Genomic DNA, 22,836 nt, shown 5'->3' on the forward strand with positions numbered 1-22,836 from the left:
GTAGCCTAGGCCACATGTCAGTGGTGAAGATCAATGCAATCGAGGTGCCCGCGGACGCCGGGCCCGAGCTGGAGAAGCGGTTCGCCAATCGCGCGCACGCGGTGGAGAACCAGCCCGGTTTTCTCGGCTTCCAGCTGCTGCGCCCGATCAAGGGCGACGATCGCTACTTCGTGGTGACGCACTGGGAGTCCGACGAGGCCTTCCAGGCGTGGGCCAAGGGTCCCGCCGTCGAAGCACACGCCGGACAGCGGGCCAACCCGGTGGCCACCGGCGCGTCACTGCTGGAATTCGAGGTCGTGCTTGACGTTGCCGGAACCGCCGCACAGGGTTAGCCCCGTGCGGCGCCGGCTGGCGGCCCTGATGGTCCTCACCGCCACGGCAGCCGTCGGCTGTGCTCCCTCACCGGCCTCGCCCGCCGACGCCGGCACCGACGGCGGCGTGGTGATCCCCACCAGGACCCCTCCGGGGCTGCGCGCCAAGCAGACCATGGACATGCTCAACTCCGACTGGCCGATCGGCCCGGTCGGGGTCGCCACCCTGGCCGCACCGGACAAGGTCGACCAGGTCGTCACGACCATGGAATCGCTGTGGTGGGACCGGCCGTTCCAGCTCGACGGCGTCGACGTCCACACCGGCTCGGCCATCCTGCACCTGACCACGTCCTACGGGGCCCGTCAGGACATCCGGATCCGGACCGACGACGACGGCATGGTGAATCTGTTCAAGGCCACCACCGAGACGCCGAAGATCGACTCCTGGCGCGACCTGGACGCGGTGCTGGACAAGACCGGCGCCCGCTACTCCTACCAGGCGTCGCGCATCGAGGACGGTGTCTGCAAGCCGGTGGCCGGTGCCAATCCCACCCAGTCGCTGCCGCTGGCGTCGATCTTCAAGCTGTATGTGCTGCTGGCGGTGGCCGATGAGGTGAAGGCCGGGAGACTGTCCTGGGACGACCCGCTGACCATCACCGGCCGGGCCAAGGCGGTCGGCTCGTCGGGCCTGGAGGAACTGCCGAACGGAGCGCACGTGTCGGTGCGCCGGGCCGCCGAGAAGATGATCGCCACCAGTGACAACATGGCGACCGACCTGCTGATCGGCCGGATGGGGCCCGGCGCGGTCGAGCGGGCACTGGCCGCCGCCGGCCACCACGACCCGGCCAGCATGACCCCGTTCCCCACCATGTACGAACTGTTCTCGGTGGGCTGGGGCAAACCCGATCTGCGCGAGCAGTGGCAGCACGGCACCCCGCAGCAGCGGGCGAAACTGTTGCAGCAGGCGCGTTCCCGGCCCTACGAGCCGGATCCGCTGCGAGCGCACGACCCGGCGTCGGCCTACGGCGCCGAGTGGTACGGCAACGCCGAGGACATCTGCCGGGTGCATGTCGCGCTGCAGGCCGCCGCGGTCGGCAAGGCCACCCCGGTGCGGGAGATCCTGTCGGCGGTCCGCGGTATCGATCTGCCGCACGCCGACTGGCCCTATATCGGCGCCAAAGCCGGTGGGCTGCCGGGTGATCTGACCTTCAGCTGGTACGCCATCGACCACGGCGGCCAGCCGTGGGTGGTCAGCTTCCAGCTGAACTGGCCGCGCGACCACGGCAAGAGCGTCGGCAGTTGGATGTTGCAGGTCGCCAAGCAGGCGTTCGGGCTGCTCCCGGTGCGCAGGTAGCTACGCGACCAATCACGAAAGCCCCCAATTCCGTTCGGAAAGGGGGCTTTCGCGACTTTTCGGCGTTGCGGAAACCTACTCCGCTGCGGCCTTGGCCAGGTCGGTCTCCTCGGCCGACGGCTTGGGGCTGCCGGCGAAGGTGAACACCGCCGCCTCGGTGGAGCCCTCGCCGTCCCAGTTCTCGACGTCGACGGTCACCAGCTGACCGGGTCCGACCTCGTCGAAGAGGATCTTCTCCGAGAGCTGGTCCTCGATCTCGCGCTGGATGGTGCGGCGCAGTGGCCGCGCACCCAGCACCGGGTCGAAGCCGCGCTTGGCCAGCAGCGACTTGGCCTTGTCGGTCAGCGCGATGTCCATGTCCTTGGCCTTGAGCTGCTTGGCCACCCGGCCGATCATCAGATCGACCATCTCGATGATCTCTTCCTGGTTGAGCTGGTGGAAGACGATGATGTCATCGATGCGGTTGAGGAACTCCGGACGGAAGTGCTTCTTGAGCTCGTCGTTGACCTTGAGCTTCATCCGCTCGTAGTTGTTCTCCCCGCCGCCCTGGGTGAAGCCCAGCCCGACCGCCTTGGAGATGTCGGAGGTGCCCAGGTTGGAGGTGAAGATCAACACGCAGTTCTTGAAGTCCACCGTACGGCCCTGGCCGTCGGTGAGCCGACCGTCCTCGAGGACCTGCAACAGGGTGTTGTAGATCTCGGCGTGCGCCTTCTCGATCTCGTCGAACAGCACCACACTGAACGGCTTGCGCCGCACCTTCTCGGTGAGCTGGCCGCCCTCTTCGTAGCCGACGTATCCCGGAGGGGCACCGAACAGCCGCGACGCGGTGAACCGGTCGTGGAACTCGCCCATGTCGATCTGGATGAGCGCGTCGTCGTCGCCGAACAGGAACTCGGCCAGCGCCTTGGACAGCTCGGTCTTACCGACACCGGAGGGGCCGGCGAAGATGAACGAGCCCGACGGCCGCTTGGGGTCCTTCAACCCGGCACGGGTGCGGCGGATCGCCTTGCTGACCGCCTTGACGGCGTCCTCCTGGCCGATGATCCGCTTGTGCAGCTCGTCTTCCATCCGCAGCAGACGGGTGGTCTCGGCCTCGGTCAGCTTGAACACCGGGATACCGGTCCAGTTGCCCAGCACCTCGGCGATCTGCTCGTCGTCGACCTCGGAAACCACATCGAGATCGCCCGAACGCCACTGCTTTTCGCGCTCGGCACGCTGCGCGACGAGTTGCTTCTCCCGGTCGCGGAGACTGGCGGCCTTCTCGAAGTCCTGCGCGTCGATCGCGGACTCCTTCTCCCGGCGCGCGTCGGCGATCTTCTCGTCGAACTCACGCAGGTCCGGCGGCGCGGTCATCCGGCGGATCCGCATCCGGGCGCCGGCCTCGTCGATCAGGTCGATGGCCTTGTCCGGCAGGAACCGGTCGTTGATGTAGCGGTCGGCCAGGGTGGCCGCCGCCACGATCGCGGAGTCGCTGATCGAGACCCGGTGGTGGGCCTCGTAGCGGTCCCGCAGACCCTTGAGGATCTCGATGGTGTGCTCGACGGTGGGCTCCCCGACCTGCACCGGCTGGAACCGGCGCTCCAGGGCGGCGTCCTTCTCGATGTACTTGCGGTACTCGTCGAGCGTGGTCGCACCGATGGTCTGCAGTTCCCCGCGGGCCAGTTTCGGCTTGAGGATGCTGGCCGCGTCGATCGCGCCCTCGGCCGCGCCGGCACCCACCAGGGTGTGCAGCTCGTCGATGAACAAGATGATGTCGCCGCGGGTGTTGATCTCCTTGAGGACCTTCTTCAGGCGTTCCTCGAAATCACCGCGGTATCGGCTGCCGGCCACCAGCGAACCCAGGTCCAGGGTGTAGAGCTGCTTGTCCTTGAGCGTCTCGGGGACCTCGCCGGCCACGATGGCCTGGGCCAGTCCTTCGACGACGGCGGTCTTGCCGACGCCGGGCTCGCCGATGAGCACCGGGTTGTTCTTGGTGCGCCGGGACAGCACCTGCATGACCCGCTCGATTTCCTTCTCGCGGCCGATGACCGGGTCGAGCTTGCCCTCCATGGCGGCCGCGGTCAGGTTGCGACCGAACTGGTCGAGCACCAGCGACGTCGACGGGGAACCGGACTCACCGCCCCGGCCTCCGGTGCCGGCCTCGGCCGTCTCCTTGCCCTGGTAGCCGGAGAGCAGCTGAATCACCTGCTGACGCACCCGGGTCAGGTCCGCGCCGAGCTTGACCAGCACCTGGGCGGCGACGCCCTCGCCCTCGCGGATCAGGCCCAGCAGGATGTGCTCGGTGCCGATGTAGTTATGGCCGAGCTGCAGCGCCTCACGCAGGCTGAGCTCCAGCACCTTCTTGGCACGCGGAGTGAACGGGATGTGCCCGGACGGCGCCTGCTGGCCCTGGCCGATGATCTCCTCGACCTGGCTGCGCACCCCCTCCAGCGAGATGCCGAGGGACTCCAGCGACTTGGCGGCCACGCCTTCGCCCTCATGGATCAGGCCCAGCAGGATGTGCTCGGTCCCGATGTAGTTGTGGTTGAGCATCCGGGCCTCTTCCTGGGCCAGGACGACCACCCGGCGGGCGCGGTCGGTGAATCTCTCGAACATCGGTGGCTACCTGCTCTCCCTCGCGATCGGCACCTGCTCGGCCTCGGCTCGGCCGGCGTGCCTGCATCCACTCTAGTGGGCGCCGCAGCGCGCTGTGACCTGCCTTGCAGTGCCTACTTAACCTGCCATCCGATGCCGGGCCCGAAAAAGGCCTGGCACCGGATGCAAGAGAGCAACGCCACTACCCCCGAATACGTTTCCGGGGGGCCGCCCGGTTCGCCAGCAGCGAAATCCGTTCCGCGGATTACGTGCCTTAGGTGGCGGCGTGAAATGCGTCGATAATGTCGGCCGGGATACGGCCGCGGGTGGACACGTTGTGACCGTTACGGCGAGCCCATTCCCGGATAGCCGCACTCTGCTCGCGGTCGATCGCACCGCGCCGTCCGCCGACGCTGCCGGCCCGCCCGCGCCGGCGCCCGCCGACCCGGCGTCCCGCGTCGGCCCACTTCTTCAACTCGGCGCGCAGTTTCGTCGCATTCTTGCTTGAAAGGTCGATCTCGTAGGTCACCCCGTCCAGGCCGAATTCGACCGTTTCGTCGGCAGCACCCTCACCATCGAAATCGTCGATCAAGGTGACGGTCACTTTTTTCGCCATTGGTACCCCTCGGTTTGCTTTCCTGCGCTCCCACGGTGCGCAAAGCCGTATTCGACCTCGCCGCCCAATGTGCCATAAAAATACGGCTGCTTCAACACAGCACGCGATCGGCGCCGTTCAGTTGGCTTGGCGACGAACAATCGGAAACAAAACGGTGTCCCTAATTGATAGACCCGTCAAGACCATCAACAGTCGGTCGATACCCATTCCGGTACCCGTACAGGGCGGCATCGCATGTTCCATCGCGGCCAGGAAGTCCTCGTCGAGAAGCATCGCCTCGTCATCACCGGCGGCCGCCGCCAGGGCCTGGGCCGCGAACCGTTCCCGCTGCACCACGGGGTCGACGAGCTCGGAATACCCGGTCGCCAACTCGACGCCGCGCATGTAGAGATCCCACTTCTCGGTGACACCGTCGATACTGCGGTGCTGGCGGGTCAGCGGCGTGGTCTCCACCGGGAAATCGCGGACAAAAGTCGGCGCACTGAGCTCGTGTCCGACGGTGTGCTCCCATAGTTCTTCGATCAGTTTTCCGTGACCAAAACCACGATCTGCGGGAATTTCCACGCCTAGTCGATCGGCTATGGCAAGCAGATGTGCGAGCGACGTCTCGGGCGTGATCTCCTCGCCCAGCGCCGCCGACAACGACGGGTACATTTCCACCGTCGCCCATTCGCCGCCAATGTCGTAGATTGTGCCGTCGGGCAGCGGTAACTGGCGCGTCCCGATCACCTCGTCGGCGACTTCTTGAATAATCTCCCGTGTCGCCAGGGCCGAGTCATCATAGGTGCCGTAGGCCTGGTAGGTCTCCAGCATTGAAAACTCGGGCGAATGTGTGGAATCGGCGCCCTCATTACGGAAAACCCGATTGAGCTCGAAGACCCGGTCGAACCCGCCGACAACACAGCGTTTCAGGAAAAGTTCTGGCGCAATTCTCAGGTAAAGATCCGCATCGAGTGCGTTCGAATGGGTGACGAACGGCCGGGCCGCCGCACCGCCGGCCAATGTCTGCAGCATCGGCGTTTCGACCTCGAGGAATCCGCGGCGTTCCAAGGCATTGCGAACCGCCCGGATCACCGCGATGCGCTGACGGGCCACCGTGCGCGCCTCCGGCCGGACGATCAGATCCACATAGCGCTGCCGGACGCGCGATTCCTCGCTCATCTCCTTGTGCGCGACCGGCAGCGGCCGCAGCGACTTCGACGCCATCTGCCACGAGTCCGCCAGCACCGACAGCTCGCCGCGGCGGGAACTGATCACCTCACCGTGCGCGAAGACGATGTCACCGAGGTCGACGTCGGTCTTCCAGGCCTCCAGCTCCTGCTCCCCCACACTGGCCAGGCTGATCATCAGCTGCAGCTGGGTGCCGTCGCCCTCCTGCAGCGTGGCGAAGCACAGTTTGCCCGAGTTGCGGGCGAACACCACCCGGCCGGCGATGCCGACGACGTCACCGGTGGCGGTGTCGGCGGCCAGGTCCGGGTAGGCGTTGCGGATCTCGGCAAGCGTGTGGGTTCGGGCCACCTCGACCGGGTAGGGGTCACGGCCCTCGGCCAGCAGGCGAGCCCGCTTGTCGCGGCGGATCCTGAACTGCTCAGGGAGGTCGGATTCGTCCAGCGTGTCGGGAGTTGCGTCGGCGGAGCTCACGACCCGCCAGCTTAGAGGAACCGGCCCTCCTTGACGAAAAGCCGCGCGGGCTCACCGCGCCGGACGGAGCCTGCCCCGTTGACCGTCCCGGTTGCGTTCGAACACCAGCCGCAGACCGTCGAGGGTGAGGTTTGCGTCGTGGTGGTCGACGGTCTCCAGATCCTCGAGCAACAGCGGTGCGCTGTGGCCGGTGGCCACCACGGTCACGTCGTCACCGGATCCGGCCGCCTCCTCGCGGGCCCGGCGGACCAGCCCGTCGACCAATCCGGCGAATCCGTAGATCGCGCCGGCCTGCATGCACTCCACGGTGTTCTTGCCGATCACCGATCGCGGCCGGGTCAGTTCCACCCGGCGCAGGCCGGCCGACCGTGCCGCGGCGGCATCGGAGGAGATCTGCACGCCAGGCGCGATGGCACCGCCGAGGAACTCGCCCTTGGCCGAGATCACGTCGACACAGATCGACGAACCGAAGTCGACGACGACGGCCGCGGTCTTGAACTTGTGGAAGGCGGCCAATCCGTTGACGATCCGGTCGGCTCCCACTTCCTTGGGGTTGTCCACCAGCAGGGGGATCCCGGTGCGTACCCCCGGCTCGATCAGCACCGCCGGAACCGAAGGCCAGTACTGGTCGAGCATCAGGCGGACCTCGTGCAACACCGACGGCACGGTGGACAGCGCCGCGGCCCCGGTGAGCTGTTCGCCGTCGTCACCGATCAGACCGTCGAGGGTCAGCGCCAGCTCGTCGGCGGTGATCTCCGCTTCAGTGCGAATCCGCCACTGTTGCACGACGTTTCCATGATCGCCGGACCCGGCGATCAGACCGATGACGGTGTGGGTGTTGCGGACGTCGATCGCCAGCAGCACGGTTATCGCACGCTCCGGGGCGACAGCAGGTCGGAGACGTCGTCGGGCACGAAGGCCGGGTCGTGGCCGAGGTCGACCGGCTTGTTGTCGGCATCGACGAACACGATCCGCGGCTGGTAGGCACGCGCCTCGGCGTCCTCCATGGTGCCGTAGGCGATCAGGATCACCAGGTCACCCGGATGCACCAGATGCGCTGCCGCGCCGTTGATTCCGATGACGCCGCTGCCGCGCTCACCGGTGATCGCGTAGGTCACCAGCCGGGCACCGTTGTCGATGTCGACGATCGTCACCTGCTCGCCCTCGAGCAGGTCGGCGGCGTCCATCAGGTCCGCGTCGATGGTCACCGAGCCCACGTAGTGCAGGTCGGCGTCGGTGACCGTGGCGCGGTGAATCTTCGACTTGAGCATCGTCCGAAACATCAATTCCTCCGGGTAGATTCGGGATCTGCATCCAAACCGGCCGACGCGATTTCGGCGTCGGCGGGAAGTCCGAGAGTGATCGCGGCGTTGTCGAGCAGTCGGGTCGTCCCGACCCGGGCCGCGACCAGCAGCCTGGCCGGACCGTCGGCGGGCGCCGGGCCGAGGTCGACGCCGCGCACCTGCAGGTAGTCGACGTCGACTGCTGGGACCGCCGACAACACCGCGCCGGCGGCCTCCAGTGCCGCCGCGGCACCGGCGGTCGCCGCGCGCTCACCGGCCGCCAGCGCCGCGGACAGCGCGGTCGCGGCCTCACGCTGTTCGGCGTCGAGGTAGCGATTCCGCGAGGACAACGCCAGACCGTCGGATTCGCGCACGGTGGGAACCCCCACCACGGTCACCTCGAGGTTGAGGTCGGCGACCATCTGACGCACCAGCACCAGTTGCTGATAGTCCTTCTCGCCGAAGAACACCCGGTCGGGCGCCACGATCGAGAGCAGTTTGCCCACCACGGTCAGCATCCCGGCGAAGTGCGTCGGGCGGGCGGCGCCTTCCAGTTCGGCCCCCAACGGACCGGGGTGCACGGCGGTGCGCGGACCGTGCGGGTACATCGCGGCCGCGGTCGGGGTGAACACCAGATCGACGCCGGCGGCGCGCAGCAGGGCCAGATCGGCATCCAGGGTGCGCGGGTAGGCGTCGAGGTCCTCACCGGTACCGAACTGCAACGGGTTGACGAAGATCGACACCGCCACCAGCGAACCCGGCACCCGCTTGGCCGCGGCCACCAGTTCCAGGTGGCCGCCGTGCAGGGCGCCCATGGTCGGCACCAGCATCACCCGGCGGCCGGTCGACCGCAGCGCGCGGCTGACCCGGGCCATGTCCTCCGGCCGGTCGTAGACGTTGAGTCCACCGGCGGTGTAGCGAGGCTGCGCGCCCCGTGTCGGGTGTGCGCTCACCGCGCCAATACCTCCAGTACGTCCTCGGCGGCACCGGCACGGTGCGCGGTGCGCAGCGCGATGCTGCGGTAGGTCTCGGCCAGGTCCGGGTCCGCCGCGGTCAGGGCCGCCAGATGCCGGGCCAGGGCGGCCGAGTCGCCACGGGCCACCGGCCCGGTCAGCGCGGCGCGGCCGTCGCGCAGCGTGTTGGCCACCGCGGCCCGCACCAACGGCCCCAGCACCCGCTCGGCGATGCCGTCGGGGTCCTGCGCCACCACCGAACCCACCGCGGCGGGCAACGCGGCCCGCAGCGCGGTCAACGCGTCGTCGATGACGGTGACCACGTGGTTTCCGCCGTGGCAGAGTGCGGCGTGATAGAGGGTGCGGGCGGATTCGTCGATCCGGAACGGCTCACCGCCGATCTCGCACGTGAGCGCCTCGGCGATCGCGTAGCCGATCTCGTCGGCCGCCGTCACCCCGAAGCAACTCTCCGACAGCCGGTCGATGTCCTCGTCGGAACCGGTGAACGTCATCGCCGGGTGGACGGCCAGCGGCAGGCAGCCCTGTTCGGTCAGCGGCGCCAGGACACCGATCCCGGTGGCGCCGGAGGTGTGCACGACGATGGTGCCGGCGCGCACCGCCCCGGTGGCGGCCAGGCCGCTCACGATGCCGGCCAGTTCGGTGTCGGGCACCGCAAGCAGCAGCAGTTCGGCGTGCTCGGCGACATCGGGCGCCGAGCGCACCAGACTGTCGGGCAGCCGGCGCCGGGCACGCCGGCGGGACTCCTCGGAGATGGCACTGCACGCCACCACGACGTGCTCGGCGCGCTCCAGCGCCACGCCGAGTGCGGTGCCGACGCGGCCGGCCGAGATGACGCCGACCTTGAGCCGGGCGGGCCGCAGTCCGTCGAACTGCACCATCGCAGACGACCTCGCAGGTTCTCTTGGTTTCGTTCCAGTCCCGCGCTGCGGGTACCGGACGGTCGCCGAAGAGTCTATCCCCGTGGGCGCCGCCCCGGAGAGTGAGATTGGTCGCAGCGGTCGGGGGTCAGTCCTCGCGGCGGCGCCGACGCCGGCCCCCCGAGGGGGTGGTCTGCAGCCGCGCCAGCAGCTCTGCCACCGACTGTCCACCGGTACTGGAGTCCTGCGCTTCGCCGTCGGCCGCTGCGGAGTGCCGGGATGCGGCGGGCTGCTCGACGGCCGGCTCGGGCACCGGTTCGGCCACCGGCTCGGGCGCCGGTTCGGGCGCCGGTTCGGCGGAGTGCCGGGAGCGCGCCCGGCGGCGGCCCTGTCCTTCCGGAGCTGCGGGGGTTTCGGCGGAACCCGCGTGACGGCCGTGCCGGCCCGTTTCCGCCGGGACCTCCGCGGCCCAGTTGCTGCCCGGTGCGCCCGGTGGCAGCCATGCGCCTTCGGCCGGTACGGGCTGCCAGGCCGACGTCGCCGCGGCCGGCGGTTCGGGCCGGGCGGGCTGCGGCGGTTGCGGGACGACGAAGGGCTTCGCCGGCTGCTCCCAACGCCCGGCCTGCGGCTGCGGCTGTGGCTGCGGCGACGGCTGCGGCTGCGGCCGCGACGGCGGCTGCGGCGCGTCCTCCGCGGCGCGCCGGTGCGAACCCCGGTAGCCCTCGGCGTGCTGTCCGGCGGCCGGGATGCGCACCTCCGGGACGTCGATGATCGGGTTCTCGGCGGTCTCGGTCACCGATGCCGGCGGATAGCTCGGCGCGACGGGGGGAGCTACCCGAATGGGGCCGACGGTGGGGACCTCGGGCGTCCGCGCCCAGTCGCTGTGATCGCGCACCGGCGGGCGTTCCGTCTCGAGCGCGGGCCGGTTGCTCAGGTCGGTGTCGAACAGGATCTCCAGGTTGGTCCGCAGCGCGGCCAACTCGGTGCGCAACGCCGCGACCTCGTCGGCGGCCTGCGCCCGCAGCTCCGAGGCCAGCTCACGGCGCAGTTGGGATTCGACGGTCAGCTCGTACTCCCGGCGCGCCGAGATCTCCCGGTCCAACTGCAGGTCGTAGACGAGCTTCAGGTCCCGCGCCCGGGCCTGGTCCACATCGCTCTGCCGTCGATAGATGACCGACACGAACGCCGCCGCGACCGCGGCCCACAACGCGATGATGACCGCGAGCTTCAGCAACTCCACCCGGTTGGTGAACACCAGCGCCGAACTGGCCGCGATCGCCAGGATCAGCAAAGCCGTCATCAACGTCCAGCCCGGCCTGCGGCCGCCACGCCGACTCGGGGCGCGGGACAGGACCGAATTCATTTGCGCCGCCCCACCTCGTCGCTGTATCCCGTACCTTTGCTGGCGCGCATTGCCCGACTGTACCCGGGCGAGGTCAATCCGCGTGTCGCCCCGCTCCGGCGATTCTCATCCGGGTTGGTTTCCGGCCACCGGACCGGCCTGGCCCGGATCCTGCGGCGAGCGGCAGCGGTGCTGCAGCCACAGGGCGGCGATCAGCAACGCCAATGCGCTGACCGCCGCGACGACCGCCCCGCCGGTGTCGGCGGCGGCCACCTGCAACTCCGACCGGCGCTGCAGCAGATAACCGACGACGCCCAGCCAGAAGCCCAGCACCAGCGCCCCCATCCACGCCGACGCCTTGGCGACCACGACGGTGCGCGCAACCGCCAGCGGATGCAACCGGCCGGCACCGTCACCGATCTCGCCGGCATCGATCTTCGCCCCGACGTGGCGGCCCCAGACGGCTTCCACGATCGCGACCGCCAACAGCGATATCCCGGTCCACACCGTGATCGGGGGGAACCACCGGTAGAGCAACTGCACCGCCAGATAGGACAGCACCGCGACCAGGGCCGCCGCGGCCGCCACATCACGGATGCGGGTCGGGCCCATCAGGACTCCAACGCCAGCTCGGTGCGCCGCACCCCGTCCCGCTCCGCCGCATCCAGCCCGGCCAGCAGATCGCGCACCGCACGTTCTTCGCCGGCCACGGTCAGCTGCGCCTCGGGTGCCACCTCCAGCCACGGAGCCAGGACGAACGCGCGCAGGTGGGCACGTGGATGCGGCAGGGTCAGCGCCTCGTCGCCGGAGAGCACCTGCGTTCCCGCGGAGTCGTGGCAGCAGATCACGTCGACGTCGAGGGTGCGCGGCCCCCAGCGCTGGACCCGCACCCGCTCGGCGGCCTGCTCCAACGCGTGCGCCAGGCTCAGCCAGCCCGGCGCATCGCAGTCGTCGTCCTCGACGATCAGCGTCGCGTTGAGGAACGGATCCTGTTCCACACCACCCCACGCGGCGGTCTCGTAGACACCCGAGACCGCGCGCACCGCGGTGCCCAGGCCGTCGACCGCCGACTGCAGGAAGCCCAGGCGGTCCCCGAGGTTGGAGCCGATGGACAGCACCGCGCGGCTCACGCCGGAACCACCTTGCCCCGCCGATCACCCCGGGAGCGTCGCGCCACCACGGCGACGTCGGCGAAGGTCAGCGGGATCGGGGCGTGCGGCTTGTGCACCGTCACCTCCACGGCCTGTACCCGCGCATCGCCCATCACCTCGTCGGCGATCTCTGCGGCGACGGTTTCGATCAGATCGCGGGCCGGACCGGAGGCGATCGCCGCGGCGCGCTGCGCCAGCGTCCCGTAGTCGTAGGTGTCGGCCAGGTCGTCGCTGGCCGCGGCGGCGGCCAGGTCCATCCAGACCGTGATGTCCACGACGAAGTCCTGACCGTCGGCGCGTTCGTGGGCGAACACCCCGTGATTGCCGCGAACCTGCAAGCCGCGCAGTTCGATCCGATCAGTCACCGCCCGCGCCTCCTTGACTCCACGCTCCGACCACCCGCAGTGCGTCCACCGTGGACCGCACATCGTGCACCCGTACGCCCCAGGCGCCGTGCAGCGCCGACAACGCCGAGACCACCGCGGTGGCGGTCTCCCGCTCATCGGGCGGCCGCGGCGTGCCGTCCGCACCGGACAGCAGCGTACCGAGAAAGCGCTTGCGCGACGCGCCGACCAGCACCGGGAATCCGGTCTCGGTCAACTGCGGCAACGCGTTCAGCAGCGCCCAATTGTGTTGCGCCGTCTTGGCGAATCCCAGTCCGGGATCGATGATCAGCTTCGCCGGGTCCACCCCGGCGGCCACCGCCGCATCGACGGCGGCCAGCAGGTCGGCACGGACCTCGGCGACGACGTCGCGATAGCACGGAACCCGATGCGGGTCGGCGGGATCGACCGGCCGCCAGTGCATCAGCACCCACGATGCGCCCGAGCCGGCCAGCAGCGGCGCCATGCCCGGGTCCGCGGCCCCACCGGAGACGTCGTTGACGATCGCCGCGCCGGCGTCGAGCGCGGCACCGGCGACGGCGGCGTTCATGGTGTCGATGCTGACCGTGACACCCTGTGCGACAAGCGCTTCGACCACCGGGAGGACCCGCTGCGCCTCCGCCCGCGGGTCGACACGGACCGCGCCCGGCCGGGTCGACTCACCCCCGACGTCGATGATCGCAGCGCCTTGACCCGCCAGTGCCAGGCCGTGGGCGACCGCGCGGTCGACGCTGAGGTAGCGACCGCCGTCGGAGAACGAATCGGCGGTGACGTTGACCACCCCGACGACCTGCACGCGTGTCGTGCTCACCTGCGCCGGATGAGTTCCAGAGCCTCAGCGCGCGATGTGCTGTCGGTTTTGAACTGGCCGCGGACCGCCGACGTGGTGGTGATGGCGCCGGGCTTGCGCACGCCCCGCATCGCCATGCACAGGTGCTCGGCCTCGACCACCACGATGACCCCGCGCGGATTGAGTTTGCGCATCAGGGCGTCGGCGACCTGCGCGGTCAGCCGCTCCTGCACCTGCGGCCGCTTGGCGTAGAGGTCGACCACCCGAGCCAGTTTGGACAGTCCGGTGATCCGGCCGTCGTAACCGGGGATGTACCCGACGTGCGCCACCCCGTGGAACGACACCAGATGGTGCTCGCAGGTCGAGTAGAGCGGGATCTCCTTGACGATCACCAGCTCTTCGTGTTCCTCGTCGAAGGTGGTCTCCAACACGGTGTCCGGATCGGTGTAGAGCCCGGCGAACATCTCCTGATAGGCCCGCGCCACCCGCGCCGGGGTGTCGAGCAGCCCCTGGCGGTCCGGGTCTTCACCCACCGCGAGGAGCAATTCGCGCACGGCGGCCTCGGCGCGCGCCTGATCGAAAATCGCCGACGTCATCGTCGACCCCGCTTTCTCACTCACCGGACGGCTTCTCCGACTCTGCAGGCGGTGGCGGCGGCGGGGCCGCACCGGGGTAGGGCCCGGCAGGCGGATAGGACCCGGGCGGGTAGTGCTGGGCGGGCGGGTAGCCTTGCTGCGGATAGTGCTGGGGCGGATACCAATAGCCCGGCTGCTGCGGGTGCTGCGGGTGCTGCGGCTGCTGGCCGGGGGGCGGCCAGCCGGGGGCGTGCCAGCCCGCCGGGGCGCCGTAGTCGGGCTGGGTGCTCGGCGGCACGGCCTCGCCGGGCACCGGAGCGCCGTTGGCGGCGGCCGCTTCCCGGCTCGCCTGGGCGATGGCGGCCTTGAACGCCGGTTCGGGTTTGGGTTGCGGCCACGGCTCGCCGCGCTCGATGGCCAGCTCGCCCGGGGTCTTGATCGGCGGCTTGTCCGACGGCACCCGCCCGCCGAAGTCGTCGAACGCGGTCAACCGGGGCCGCTTGGTCACATCGCCGAAGATCTTCTCCAGGTCGGCGCGGTGCAGTGTCTCCTTCTCCAGCAGCTCGCCGGCCAGCACGTCGAGGACGTCGCGGTACTCGGTGAGGATCTCCCACGCCTCGGTGTGCGCGGCCTCGATCAGCTTGCGCACCTCGTCGTCGATGTCGCGGGCCACCTCGTGCGAGTAGTCCGGCTGGGTGCCCATCGCACGGCCGACGAACGGGTCACCGTGATCGCTGCCGTAGCGGACCGCGCCGAGCTTGGCGCTCATGCCGTACTCGGTGACCATAGCGCGCGCGACCGCGGTGGCCTTCTCGATGTCGGAGGACGCGCCGGTGGTGGGCTCGCGGAACACCAGCTCCTCGGCGGCGCGCCCGCCCATGGCGAAGACCAGCTGGGCGATCATCTCCGAGCGGGTGCGCAGGCCCTTGTCCTCCTCGGGCACGGCCACCGCGTGGCCGCCGGTGCGGCCGCGGGCCAGGATCGTCACCTTGTAGACCGGGTCGATGTCGGGCATCGCCCACGCCGCCAGGGTGTGTCCGCCCTCGTGGTAGGCGGTGATCTTCTTCTCGTGCTCGCTGATGATCCGGCTCTTGCGGCGCGGGCCGCCGATCACCCGGTCCACCGCCTCCTCCAGCGCGGCACCGGTGATCACGGTGCCGTTCTCGCGCGCGGTCAGCAGCGCGGCCTCGTTGATCACGTTGGACAGGTCGGCGCCGGACATCCCGACGGTGCGCTTGGCCAGCCCGTCCAGGTCGGCGTCCGGCCCGATCGGCTTGCCCTTGGCGTGCACCCGCAGCACCGCGCGCCGGCCGGCGATGTCGGGATTGGTCACCGGGATCTGGCGGTCGAAGCGGCCGGGCCGCAGCAGCGCCGGGTCGAGGATGTCCGGACGGTTGGTGGCGGCGATCAGGATGACCCCGGCCCGCTCACCGAACCCGTCCATCTCCACCAGCAACTGGTTGAGGGTCTGTTCACGCTCGTCGTGCCCGCCGCCCATGCCGGCGCCGCGCTGCCGGCCGACGGCGTCGATCTCGTCGACGAACACGATGCAGGGGCTGTTCTGCTTGGCCTGCTCGAACAGGTCACGCACCCGGGAGGCGCCGACGCCGACGAACATCTCGACGAAGTCCGACCCGGAGATGGTGAAGAACGGCACCCCGGCCTCCCCCGCCACCGCACGGGCCAGCAGGGTCTTACCGGTTCCCGGCGGGCCGTAGAGCAGCACGCCCTTGGGGATCTTGGCGCCCAACGCCTGGTAGCGGCCCGGGTTCTGCAGGAAATCTTTGATCTCGTAGAGCTCCTCGACCGCCTCGTCGACGCCGGCGACGTCGGCGAAGGTGGTCTTGGGCATGTCCTTGCCGAGTTGCTTGGCCCGCGACTTGCCGAATCCGAAGCCCATCCGGGCGCCGCCCTGCATGCGGGAGAACATCACGAACAGGCCGATCAGCAGCAGCATCGGCAGCATGTAGATCAACAGTGAACCGAGCACGCTGCCCTGGTTGACGACGGTGTTGATCTCGGCCTTTTGCTTGGTCAGCGCGGTGTAGAGCGGCACGGCGTACCCGGTCGGGTACTTGGTGATCAGCTTGTCGACCTTCTCTTCGCGGCCGGACTTGTCGACCTTGCCGGTCTTGCCGGCGGCGCCGTCGACCTCGACGCTGGTGAGCGGTTTCTTCAGCACCAGCCGCAGCTGTTGCTCACGGTCGTCGAGCTGAGCGCTCTTGACGTTGCCACTGTGGATTTGGGCCACCGCGACCGAGGTGTCGACGGGTTTGTATCCGCGGGTGTCGTCGCTGAAATAGAAAAACGACCACCCGAGCACCAACACCACCGCGATCGCGGTTACGGTGCGGATCACATTTTTGCGATTCATCAGACATCGGCCATGCGCGGCCAAATCCTTCCAGTACATGCAGCTGGGCATGTTCAGGCTACCGGCAACCACCGGGTAGGGACCCAGCGTGGCCCGGTCCCGCGGGCAACCCTGTTCCGGTGGGGCCGGTTGTGCTTTGGTGTGACGGTGGCCTCAGACACCGGACGCGTGACCGAACGACTGATCGACACCAACGGCGTGACCCTGCGGGTCCTGGAAGCGGGCGACGCCGGCGCCCCGGTGGTGTTGCTGGCACACGGCTTCCCGGAACTGGGCTACTCGTGGCGCCATCAGATCCCGGCGCTGGCCGCCGCCGGCTTCCACGTGCTGGCCCCCGACCAGCGCGGCTACGGCGGCTCGTCGCGACCGGATGACATCGCGGCCTATGACATCGCGGCCCTCACCGGCGACCTGGTCGGACTGCTCGACGAGGTCGGCGCCCGGCGCGCGGTCTGGATCGGGCACGACTGGGGTGGCCCGGTGGTCTGGAGTGCCGCGCAACTGCACCCCGACCGGGTGGCCGCGGTGGTGGGGCTGAGCGTGCCCCCGGTGCCGCGACCGCAACTGCCGCCGACGCAGGCATTCGCCAAGGTCTTCGGCGACAACTTCTTCTACATGCTCTATTTCCAGCAGCCCGGCGTCGCCGATGCGGAACTGGATTCCGACCCGGCACGGACCATGCGCCGGATGATGGGCAGCCTGTCCCCCGCCGACCGGGAATCGGCGCTGCTGATGAACGCCCCCGGCCCGATGGGTTTCATCGACCGCCTGGCCGAGCCGTCGGCACGCCCGGACTGGATCGGCGCCGACGAACTCGAGCACTACATCTCCGAATTCACCCGCACCGGCTTCACCGGTGGGTTGAACTGGTACCGCAACCTCGACCGCAACTGGGAGATCATGAGCAATCCACCCGCCGCCACCATCGACGTGCCCACCATGTTCATCGCCGGATCCGCAGATCCGGTGCTGGTATTCACCCGCCGGGACCGGGCGGCCGAGGTCGTCACCGGCCCCTACCGGGAGGTGATGATCGACGGCGCGGGCCACTGGCTGCAGCAGGAACGGCCCGACGAGGTCAACGCCGCCCTGCTGGAGTTCCTCGCCGGCCTGCCGACCGGAGCGGTCTCGTGAGCGCTCGTCCGATGCGTTTCGGGGTCTTCATCACCCCGTTCCACGCCCTGGGCCAATCACCCACCGTCGCCCTGGAATACGACCTGGACCGGGTCGTGGCGCTGGACCGGCTGGGGTTCGACGAGGCCTGGTTCGGCGAACACCACTCGGGCGGTTACGAGCTGATCGCCTGCCCGGAGGTGTTCATCGCGGCGGCCGCCGAACGCACCAAGCACATCCGGCTGGGCACCGGGGTGGTCTCGCTGCCCTATCACCACCCGTTGATGGTCGCCGACCGCTGGGTGCTGCTGGACCATCTGACCCGCGGCCGGGTGATGTTCGGCACCGGGCCGGGCGCGCTGCCCACCGACGCGCACATGATGGGCATCGACCCCGTCGAGCAACGCCGGATGATGCAGGAGTCCCTGGAGGCGATCCTGGCGCTGTTCCGGGCCGAGCCGGGAGAACTGGTCACCCGGCACTCGGACTGGTTCACCCTGCGCGACGCATCCCTGCACATCCGCCCCTACACCTGGCCCTACCCGGAGATCTCGGCGGCGGCCATGGTCTCGCCGTCCGGTCCGCGGCTGGCCGGCGCGCTGGGCACGTCGCTGCTGTCGCTGTCGATGTCGGTGCCAGGCGGTTTCGCCGCCCTGGAGAACACCTGGGGAGTGGTCTGCGATCAGGCGGCCAAGGCCGGCCACCCCGAGCCGGACCGCGACAACTGGCGGGTGCTGAGCATTATGCACATCGCCGATACCCGAGAGCAGGCGATCGCCGACTGCACCTACGGCCTGCAGGACTTCGCGAACTACTTCGGGGCGGCGGGCTTCGTGCCGCTGGCCAGTGAAGTCGAGGGGTCGCCGCAGACGCCGACGGAGTTCGTCGAGGCCTACGCCGCGGCCGGCAGCTGCTGCATCGGCACCCCCGATGACGCGATCGCGCACATCACCGACCTGCTGGAGCGGTCCGGCGGCTTCGGGACGTTGCTGTTCCTCGGACACGACTGGGCTTCCCCGGAGGCCACCTACCACAGCTATGAGCTGTTGGCCCGCAAGGTCATTCCGCACTTCAAGGGCCAGCTCGCCGCGCCGCGGGCCTCGCACGAGTGGGCCAAGGGCATGCGCGACACACTGTTCGGCCGCGCCGGTGAGGCGATCAAGAACGCCGTGGTCGAGCACGTCACCGACACCGGGGGCGGGTCGCACTGATGCGTGCGGCGGTGCTGCGCGACGGGCGGATGGTCTACCGGGACGACGTGCCGGAGCCGACGCCCGGCCCGGGGCAGGTGCTCGTGGAAGTGACGGCCTGCGGGATCTGTGGCTCCGATCTGCATTTCGCCTCCCACGGCGAACAGATGCTGGCCGCCACGCAGTCGATGTCGGGCAGCCCGTCGTCCGGCACGACCGTCGACCTGGGTGCCGACATCTTCATGGGCCACGAGTTCGCCGCGAAGGTGCTCGCCGCCGGCCCGGAGACCGAGACCTTCGCCCCCGGCACCCCGGTCACCTCGATTCCGGTCCTGTTGGCCGCCAAGGGCATCGAGCCGATCGTCTACTCCAACACCACGTTGGGCGGCTACGCCGAGAAGATGCTGCTGTCGGCCCCGCTGCTGGTGCCGATCCCCAACGGGCTGGATCCCCGCCACGCCGCCCTGACCGAGCCGATGGCGGTGGGCCTGCATGCGGTCAACAAGTCCGGTATCACCCCCGGCGAGACGGCACTGGTGCTGGGCTGCGGGCCGATCGGCATGGCGATCATCGCCGCACTGCACACGTCTGGCGTGGAAAACATTGTGGCGGCGGACTATTCGTCGGCACGACGTGCGCTGGCGACGACGATGGGCGCACATGTCGCACTCGACCCGGCGCTGCAGTCCCCGTTCGACGCGGTCACACCGAAGGTGGTCTTCGAAGCGGTCGGTGCACCCGGGATCATCGACGACGTGCTGCGGCGGGCGCCGGTGGGCACCCGACTGGTGGTCGCGGGAGTCTGCATGGACGCCGACACCGTGCACCCGTTCTACGCCATCGCCAAAGAGATCAACATCCAGTTCGTGCTGGCCTACGAACCGGCGGAGTTCACCGCGTCGCTTCGCGCGATCGCCGAGGGCCACATCGACGTGGCGCCGCTGATCACCGGCGAGGTCGGACTCGACGGCGTGGGCGCGGCGTTCGACGAACTGGCCGATCCCGACCGGCACTGCAAGATCCTGGTCACGCCGTAGGCCGGCGCCCCGGTCAGATCTTGGGGAAGCCGCCGGCCTCGACCAACTGCTCGGACCATCCGCCGACCAACTCGACGAGCTCGCCGAGGTCGTCGCCGAGGCGGGCCAGGATGGGGGCGCACGCCGCGTCGGTGGCGGTCTCCACGGCCTCGCGGGCGGCGCGGCCGGCATCGCTGAGCACCCCGTCGCGCGCCAGGCCCCGTTCGGCCAGCCGCTCTTCACCGGCGGTCAGCTCGTCGTCGCTCCAGGCCCGGGACCGGACGTAGGTGCGCGGCGGCATCCCCCGGTACAGCTCGGTGATCAAACCGATCTCCACGGCATCGAAACCGCCTGCGACCCAGGCGTTCACGTGCGCGTCGCCGCGGAACTCACGCAGCTGGTCGGCCAGCAGCCAGGCGTCGGTCAGGGGGTCACCGGTCAGTCCGTCGGCCACCAGGCCGGCGAACAGCGGCTTGCCGGCCACCGGGAGTCCGTCGGCGGCCCGCTGCAGCAGCTGAAGCGCACGATCCAGGCCGTCCGGCGCGGCACCGAGCACGCGGCGCAGCTGTCCCACCGCGCCTTCGGTGCGGGCGGCGCGGATGGTCGGCGCGTCGGTCAGCTTCCACCCGTAGTCGACGGCGGGCACCACCACGGCCGGGTTGAACACCGCGAAGGTCGCGGCGATCACCTCGCCGGGTGCCTGCCCCAGCGCCGAGCCGCGGCTGCAGAAGTACGCCGGGCCGTCGGGCAGTTCGACACCCCCCGATGTCGCGGGACTGGCGCCGAAGCCGAGGGCCGCGTAACCGCGATGACATTCCGGGGAGAAGTACACCTGGCCGGAGAACGGCTCGATGGCGGCGGACAGTGCTCGAGACGGCGCGATGCTCATCGCATCAGTGTGCCGCATGGATCTTTCCCCGCTGTGCCGACACCGACTCCGATAGGGTGCCAGACATGCCGACACACCGTGCCCGCAAAGCCGTCCGCCGGTCGACGATCCTGACGTTGGCGGGCCTGACCTCCCTCGCACTGGCCGGTTGCGACGCCACGCCGGGCGGTGCGTCCGACGGCTCGCGCCAGGTGACCGTGGTGGGCACCGGAGAGGTCCAGGGCATTCCGGACACCCTGACCACCGAGGCGGGCATCGAGTTCGTCGCCGCGGACGTCACCACCGCGATGAACCAGACCAGTGAGCGTCAGCAGGAGGTGATCGAGGCCCTGGTGGATGCCGGCGTGGACCGCAAGGACATCAGCACCACCGGGGTCAGCCTGCAGCCGCAGTACGGCAATCCCGAGCCCGGCGGCACCTCGACGATCACCGGGTACCGGGCCGGCAACACCATCCGGGTGAAGGTGGAGCGCGACAACGCCTCGCAGGTGCTCGCGGTGATCGTGAACAAGGGCAGGGACGCCGCCCGGATCAACGGGATCAGCTACTCCATCGACGACGATTCGGAACTGGTGCGCGACGCCCGCGAACGCGCCTTCAACGACGCCAAGGACCGAGCCGAGCAGTACGCGCAGTTGTCCGGCCAGCATCTGGGCCGGGTGCTGTCGATCTCCGAGGTGGCCGGCGACACGCCGCCGGCGCCGGCGGGCATGCCGATGCCGCGGGCGATGGCCGCGGCACCCCCGGTCGAGCCCGGCCAGCAGACCGTGAGCTTCACCGTGACGGCGGTCTGGGAGCTCGACTAACCGGTCGCCCCCGGATTCCTGGCAGCTTGTCGGGGCCATCCGTATAATCGAAAGTATGTTCGAACAGCCGCGGTCGAAGGTTCCCTCACCGGAGTCGATAGCGCGGTTGACCGAGCGCTTCGAGCGGCACTACCCGTCGGTGACACCCGAGTCCGCGGCATTGGTGGATCGGGTCGTCGCGGCGACGCGGGCGGAGAACCGGGCCGCGGCAGCCCAGTTGGTGGCGATCGGGGAACTGTTCGCCCTGCGGTTGAGTCGCTGCCGGGAGACCGAGGAGTGGGCGGTGGACACCGAAGCCGCGGTCGCCGCGGAGGTGGCCGCAGCGTTGCGGATCGGCCAGGGCCTGGCCGCGAGCCGACTGCGCTACGCCCGGGCGATGCGCGAGGACCTACCGCAAATCGGCGCGGTGTTCGCCGCCGGTGATATCGACATGCGACTGTTCCAGACCATCGTCTACCGCACCGCGTTGATCACCGACCGGCAGATCCTGGCCGCCGTGGATGCCCAGTTGGCGGTGCAGGTGCCCCGCTGGCCGTCGCTGACCATGCGCCGACTGGCCGGCAAGATCGACAAGATCGTGGCCAAAGCCGACGCCGATGCGGTACGCCGACGCAGAGACCGCCAGGCCGAACGTGAGATCGGGTTCGGCGACTACGTCGAAGGGGCCTTTCGGAGATCTGGGGCAGCTTGTTCAGCACCGATGCCCGCGCTGTGGAGAAGGCCCTCGACGCCCTGGCGGCCACCGTCTGCGAGCACGACCCCCGCACCCGCGAGCAACGTCGCGCCGACGCGATGGGGGCGCTGGCCGTGCGTGCGGACCGGTTGGGCTGCCGCTGCGGCCGGGAGGACTGCACGGCCGCCGGGGCCCCGAGGGTATCGCCGGTGGTCATTCATGTGATCGCCGAGCAGGTCACCGTCGACGGCACCGGCGTCACCCCCGGTTCGCTGGTCGGTGTCGATGGGCTGGTTCCGCCGGAGTTGATCGCCGACCTGGCCAAGACCGCCAAGCTGGTGCCGCTGGTCCATCCCGCCGACACCCCGCCCGAACCCGGCTACGTGCCCTCCAAAGCCCTCGCCGAATTCGTCCGCTGCCGGGATCTGACGTGTCGCTGGCCGGGCTGTGACCGGCCGGCATTCGACTGCGACATCGACCACACGATTCCCTACGGCGAGGGCGGCCCCACCCATGCCTCGAACCTGAAATGTTATTGCCGCACACACCATCTGGTGAAGACGTTCTGGGGTTGGCGCGATCGGCAACTGCCCGACGGCACCGTCATCCTCACCGCCCCGTCCGGGCAGACCTATGTCAGCACCCCGGGCAGTTCCCTGCTCTTCCCGCACCTGTGCGCGCCCACCGCAGGCCTCACGCCTCTGCAACGCCGCACCGATGACCGCTGCAGCGACCGTGCGGCGATGATGCCCCGCCGCCGACGCACCCGCACCCGGGACCGCGCCGCCCGCATCACCGCCGAACGCAATCACAACCGCCAGGCCCGCCAGATTCGACAGGGGCGCAGCGACGCCGCGTGGGAACCCTGGACCAACCCGTTGCCGGCCGACTACCACGACAACGACCCACCGCCGTTCTGACGGC

General features: G+C 69.5%; 21 protein-coding genes and 1 pseudogene. 7 read left to right on the top strand and 15 right to left on the bottom strand.

The annotated features are described in order from the left end of the window. The first annotated feature begins 14 nt into the window (after positions 1-14). Both mhuD and RCP38_RS17520 read left to right on the top strand, forming a co-directional pair. Positions 15-332 (top strand): mycobilin-forming heme oxygenase MhuD, encoded by a 318-nt coding sequence (mhuD, locus tag RCP38_RS17515; protein WP_308474192.1) that lies wholly within the window; start codon positions 15-17, stop codon positions 330-332. Positions 333-360: 28 nt separating this feature from the next. After that, positions 361-1,665, top strand: a complete 1,305-nt coding sequence (locus tag RCP38_RS17520; protein ID WP_308477386.1) for a serine hydrolase — start codon at positions 361-363, stop codon at positions 1,663-1,665. A gap of 75 nt (positions 1,666-1,740) precedes the next feature. Here the strand turns inward: RCP38_RS17520 and clpC1 are convergent, their stop codons facing one another. From clpC1 to ftsH, 14 genes are all read right to left on the bottom strand, one after another. Then, positions 1,741-4,260, bottom strand: coding sequence for an ATP-dependent protease ATP-binding subunit ClpC (gene clpC1 / locus RCP38_RS17525; RefSeq protein ID WP_308474193.1), 2,520 nt, complete (start codon positions 4,258-4,260; stop codon positions 1,741-1,743). Between the two features lie 253 nt (positions 4,261-4,513). Then, the gene (gene lsr2 / locus RCP38_RS17530) at positions 4,514-4,855 is read right to left on the bottom strand and encodes a histone-like nucleoid-structuring protein Lsr2 (RefSeq protein ID WP_308474194.1); all 342 of its coding nucleotides are present in this window, start codon (positions 4,853-4,855) and stop codon (positions 4,514-4,516) included. A 117-nt stretch (positions 4,856-4,972) separates the two neighbouring features. Next, positions 4,973-6,496: a lysine--tRNA ligase gene (gene lysS / locus RCP38_RS17535; RefSeq protein WP_308474195.1), complete on the bottom strand. Its 1,524-nt coding sequence runs from the start codon at positions 6,494-6,496 to the stop codon at positions 4,973-4,975. A gap of 51 nt (positions 6,497-6,547) precedes the next feature. Next, complete coding sequence (locus RCP38_RS17540) at positions 6,548-7,360, bottom strand: type III pantothenate kinase (RefSeq protein WP_308474196.1); 813 nt, start codon at positions 7,358-7,360, stop codon at positions 6,548-6,550. A gap of 2 nt (positions 7,361-7,362) precedes the next feature. Further along, complete coding sequence (panD, locus tag RCP38_RS17545; protein WP_308474197.1) at positions 7,363-7,779, bottom strand: aspartate 1-decarboxylase; 417 nt, start codon at positions 7,777-7,779, stop codon at positions 7,363-7,365. After that, on the bottom strand, positions 7,779-8,654 hold the full coding sequence (panC, locus tag RCP38_RS17550) for a pantoate--beta-alanine ligase (protein ID WP_373692527.1): 876 nt from the start codon (positions 8,652-8,654) through the stop codon (positions 7,779-7,781). Before panC ends, panD begins: the two co-directional genes overlap by 1 nt. Positions 8,655-8,728: 74 nt before the next feature. Further along, positions 8,729-9,631: a Rossmann-like and DUF2520 domain-containing protein gene (locus RCP38_RS17555; RefSeq protein WP_308474199.1), complete on the bottom strand. Its 903-nt coding sequence runs from the start codon at positions 9,629-9,631 to the stop codon at positions 8,729-8,731. A 127-nt stretch (positions 9,632-9,758) separates the two neighbouring features. Beyond that, on the bottom strand, positions 9,759-10,973 hold the full coding sequence (locus tag RCP38_RS17560; protein ID WP_308474200.1) for a DUF6779 domain-containing protein: 1,215 nt from the start codon (positions 10,971-10,973) through the stop codon (positions 9,759-9,761). Between the two features lie 105 nt (positions 10,974-11,078). Continuing rightward, the gene (locus RCP38_RS17565; protein WP_308474201.1) at positions 11,079-11,564 is read right to left on the bottom strand and encodes a DUF3180 domain-containing protein; all 486 of its coding nucleotides are present in this window, start codon (positions 11,562-11,564) and stop codon (positions 11,079-11,081) included. After that, positions 11,564-12,082 carry a 2-amino-4-hydroxy-6-hydroxymethyldihydropteridine diphosphokinase gene (gene folK / locus RCP38_RS17570; RefSeq protein ID WP_308474202.1) on the bottom strand — a complete coding sequence of 173 codons (519 nt, stop codon included), beginning with the start codon at positions 12,080-12,082 and terminating at the stop codon, positions 11,564-11,566. The genes RCP38_RS17565 and folK overlap by 1 nt, the downstream gene beginning before the upstream one ends. Continuing rightward, complete coding sequence (gene folB, locus RCP38_RS17575) at positions 12,079-12,468, bottom strand: dihydroneopterin aldolase (protein WP_308474203.1); 390 nt, start codon at positions 12,466-12,468, stop codon at positions 12,079-12,081. Before folB ends, folK begins: the two co-directional genes overlap by 4 nt. Continuing rightward, positions 12,461-13,297 (bottom strand): dihydropteroate synthase, encoded by an 837-nt coding sequence (gene folP, locus RCP38_RS17580; RefSeq protein WP_308474204.1) that lies wholly within the window; start codon positions 13,295-13,297, stop codon positions 12,461-12,463. Before folP ends, folB begins: the two co-directional genes overlap by 8 nt. Then, positions 13,294-13,860: a GTP cyclohydrolase I FolE gene (gene folE / locus RCP38_RS17585; protein ID WP_308477388.1), complete on the bottom strand. Its 567-nt coding sequence runs from the start codon at positions 13,858-13,860 to the stop codon at positions 13,294-13,296. Before folE ends, folP begins: the two co-directional genes overlap by 4 nt. Before the next feature lie 28 nt (positions 13,861-13,888). After that, a complete protein-coding gene (gene ftsH / locus RCP38_RS17590; protein WP_308474205.1) occupies positions 13,889-16,225 on the bottom strand; it encodes an ATP-dependent zinc metalloprotease FtsH in 2,337 nt (778 codons plus the stop codon). A 129-nt stretch (positions 16,226-16,354) separates the two neighbouring features. On the opposite strand from ftsH, the gene RCP38_RS17595 reads away from it, so the two are divergent. From RCP38_RS17595 to RCP38_RS17605, 3 genes are read left to right on the top strand one after another with little or no spacing between them, the layout of a single operon-like run. Then, positions 16,355-17,359 (top strand): alpha/beta fold hydrolase, encoded by a 1,005-nt coding sequence (locus tag RCP38_RS17595; RefSeq protein WP_373692389.1) that lies wholly within the window; start codon positions 16,355-16,357, stop codon positions 17,357-17,359. 11 nt (positions 17,360-17,370) lie between these two features. Continuing rightward, the gene (locus tag RCP38_RS17600; protein WP_308477389.1) at positions 17,371-18,549 is read left to right on the top strand and encodes an LLM class flavin-dependent oxidoreductase; all 1,179 of its coding nucleotides are present in this window, start codon (positions 17,371-17,373) and stop codon (positions 18,547-18,549) included. Further along, positions 18,549-19,565 (top strand): zinc-binding dehydrogenase, encoded by a 1,017-nt coding sequence (locus RCP38_RS17605; RefSeq protein ID WP_308474207.1) that lies wholly within the window; start codon positions 18,549-18,551, stop codon positions 19,563-19,565. Before RCP38_RS17600 ends, RCP38_RS17605 begins: the two co-directional genes overlap by 1 nt. A gap of 13 nt (positions 19,566-19,578) precedes the next feature. Here RCP38_RS17605 and RCP38_RS17610 read toward each other — a convergent pair whose 3' ends face one another. Further along, positions 19,579-20,433, bottom strand: coding sequence for an SCO6745 family protein (locus RCP38_RS17610; RefSeq protein ID WP_308474208.1), 855 nt, complete (start codon positions 20,431-20,433; stop codon positions 19,579-19,581). A gap of 65 nt (positions 20,434-20,498) precedes the next feature. Between RCP38_RS17610 and RCP38_RS17615 the strand changes: the two genes are divergently transcribed. Next, on the top strand, positions 20,499-21,239 hold the full coding sequence (locus RCP38_RS17615; RefSeq protein ID WP_308474209.1) for an SIMPL domain-containing protein: 741 nt from the start codon (positions 20,499-20,501) through the stop codon (positions 21,237-21,239). Between the two features lie 55 nt (positions 21,240-21,294). Continuing rightward, a pseudogene (locus RCP38_RS17620) lies at positions 21,295-22,832 on the top strand (HNH endonuclease signature motif containing protein). Positions 22,833-22,836: the final 4 nt, after the last annotated feature.

Source organism: Mycolicibacter sp. MU0083, assembly GCF_963378075.1.
GTDB lineage: Bacteria > Actinomycetota > Actinomycetes > Mycobacteriales > Mycobacteriaceae > Mycobacterium > Mycobacterium kokjensenii.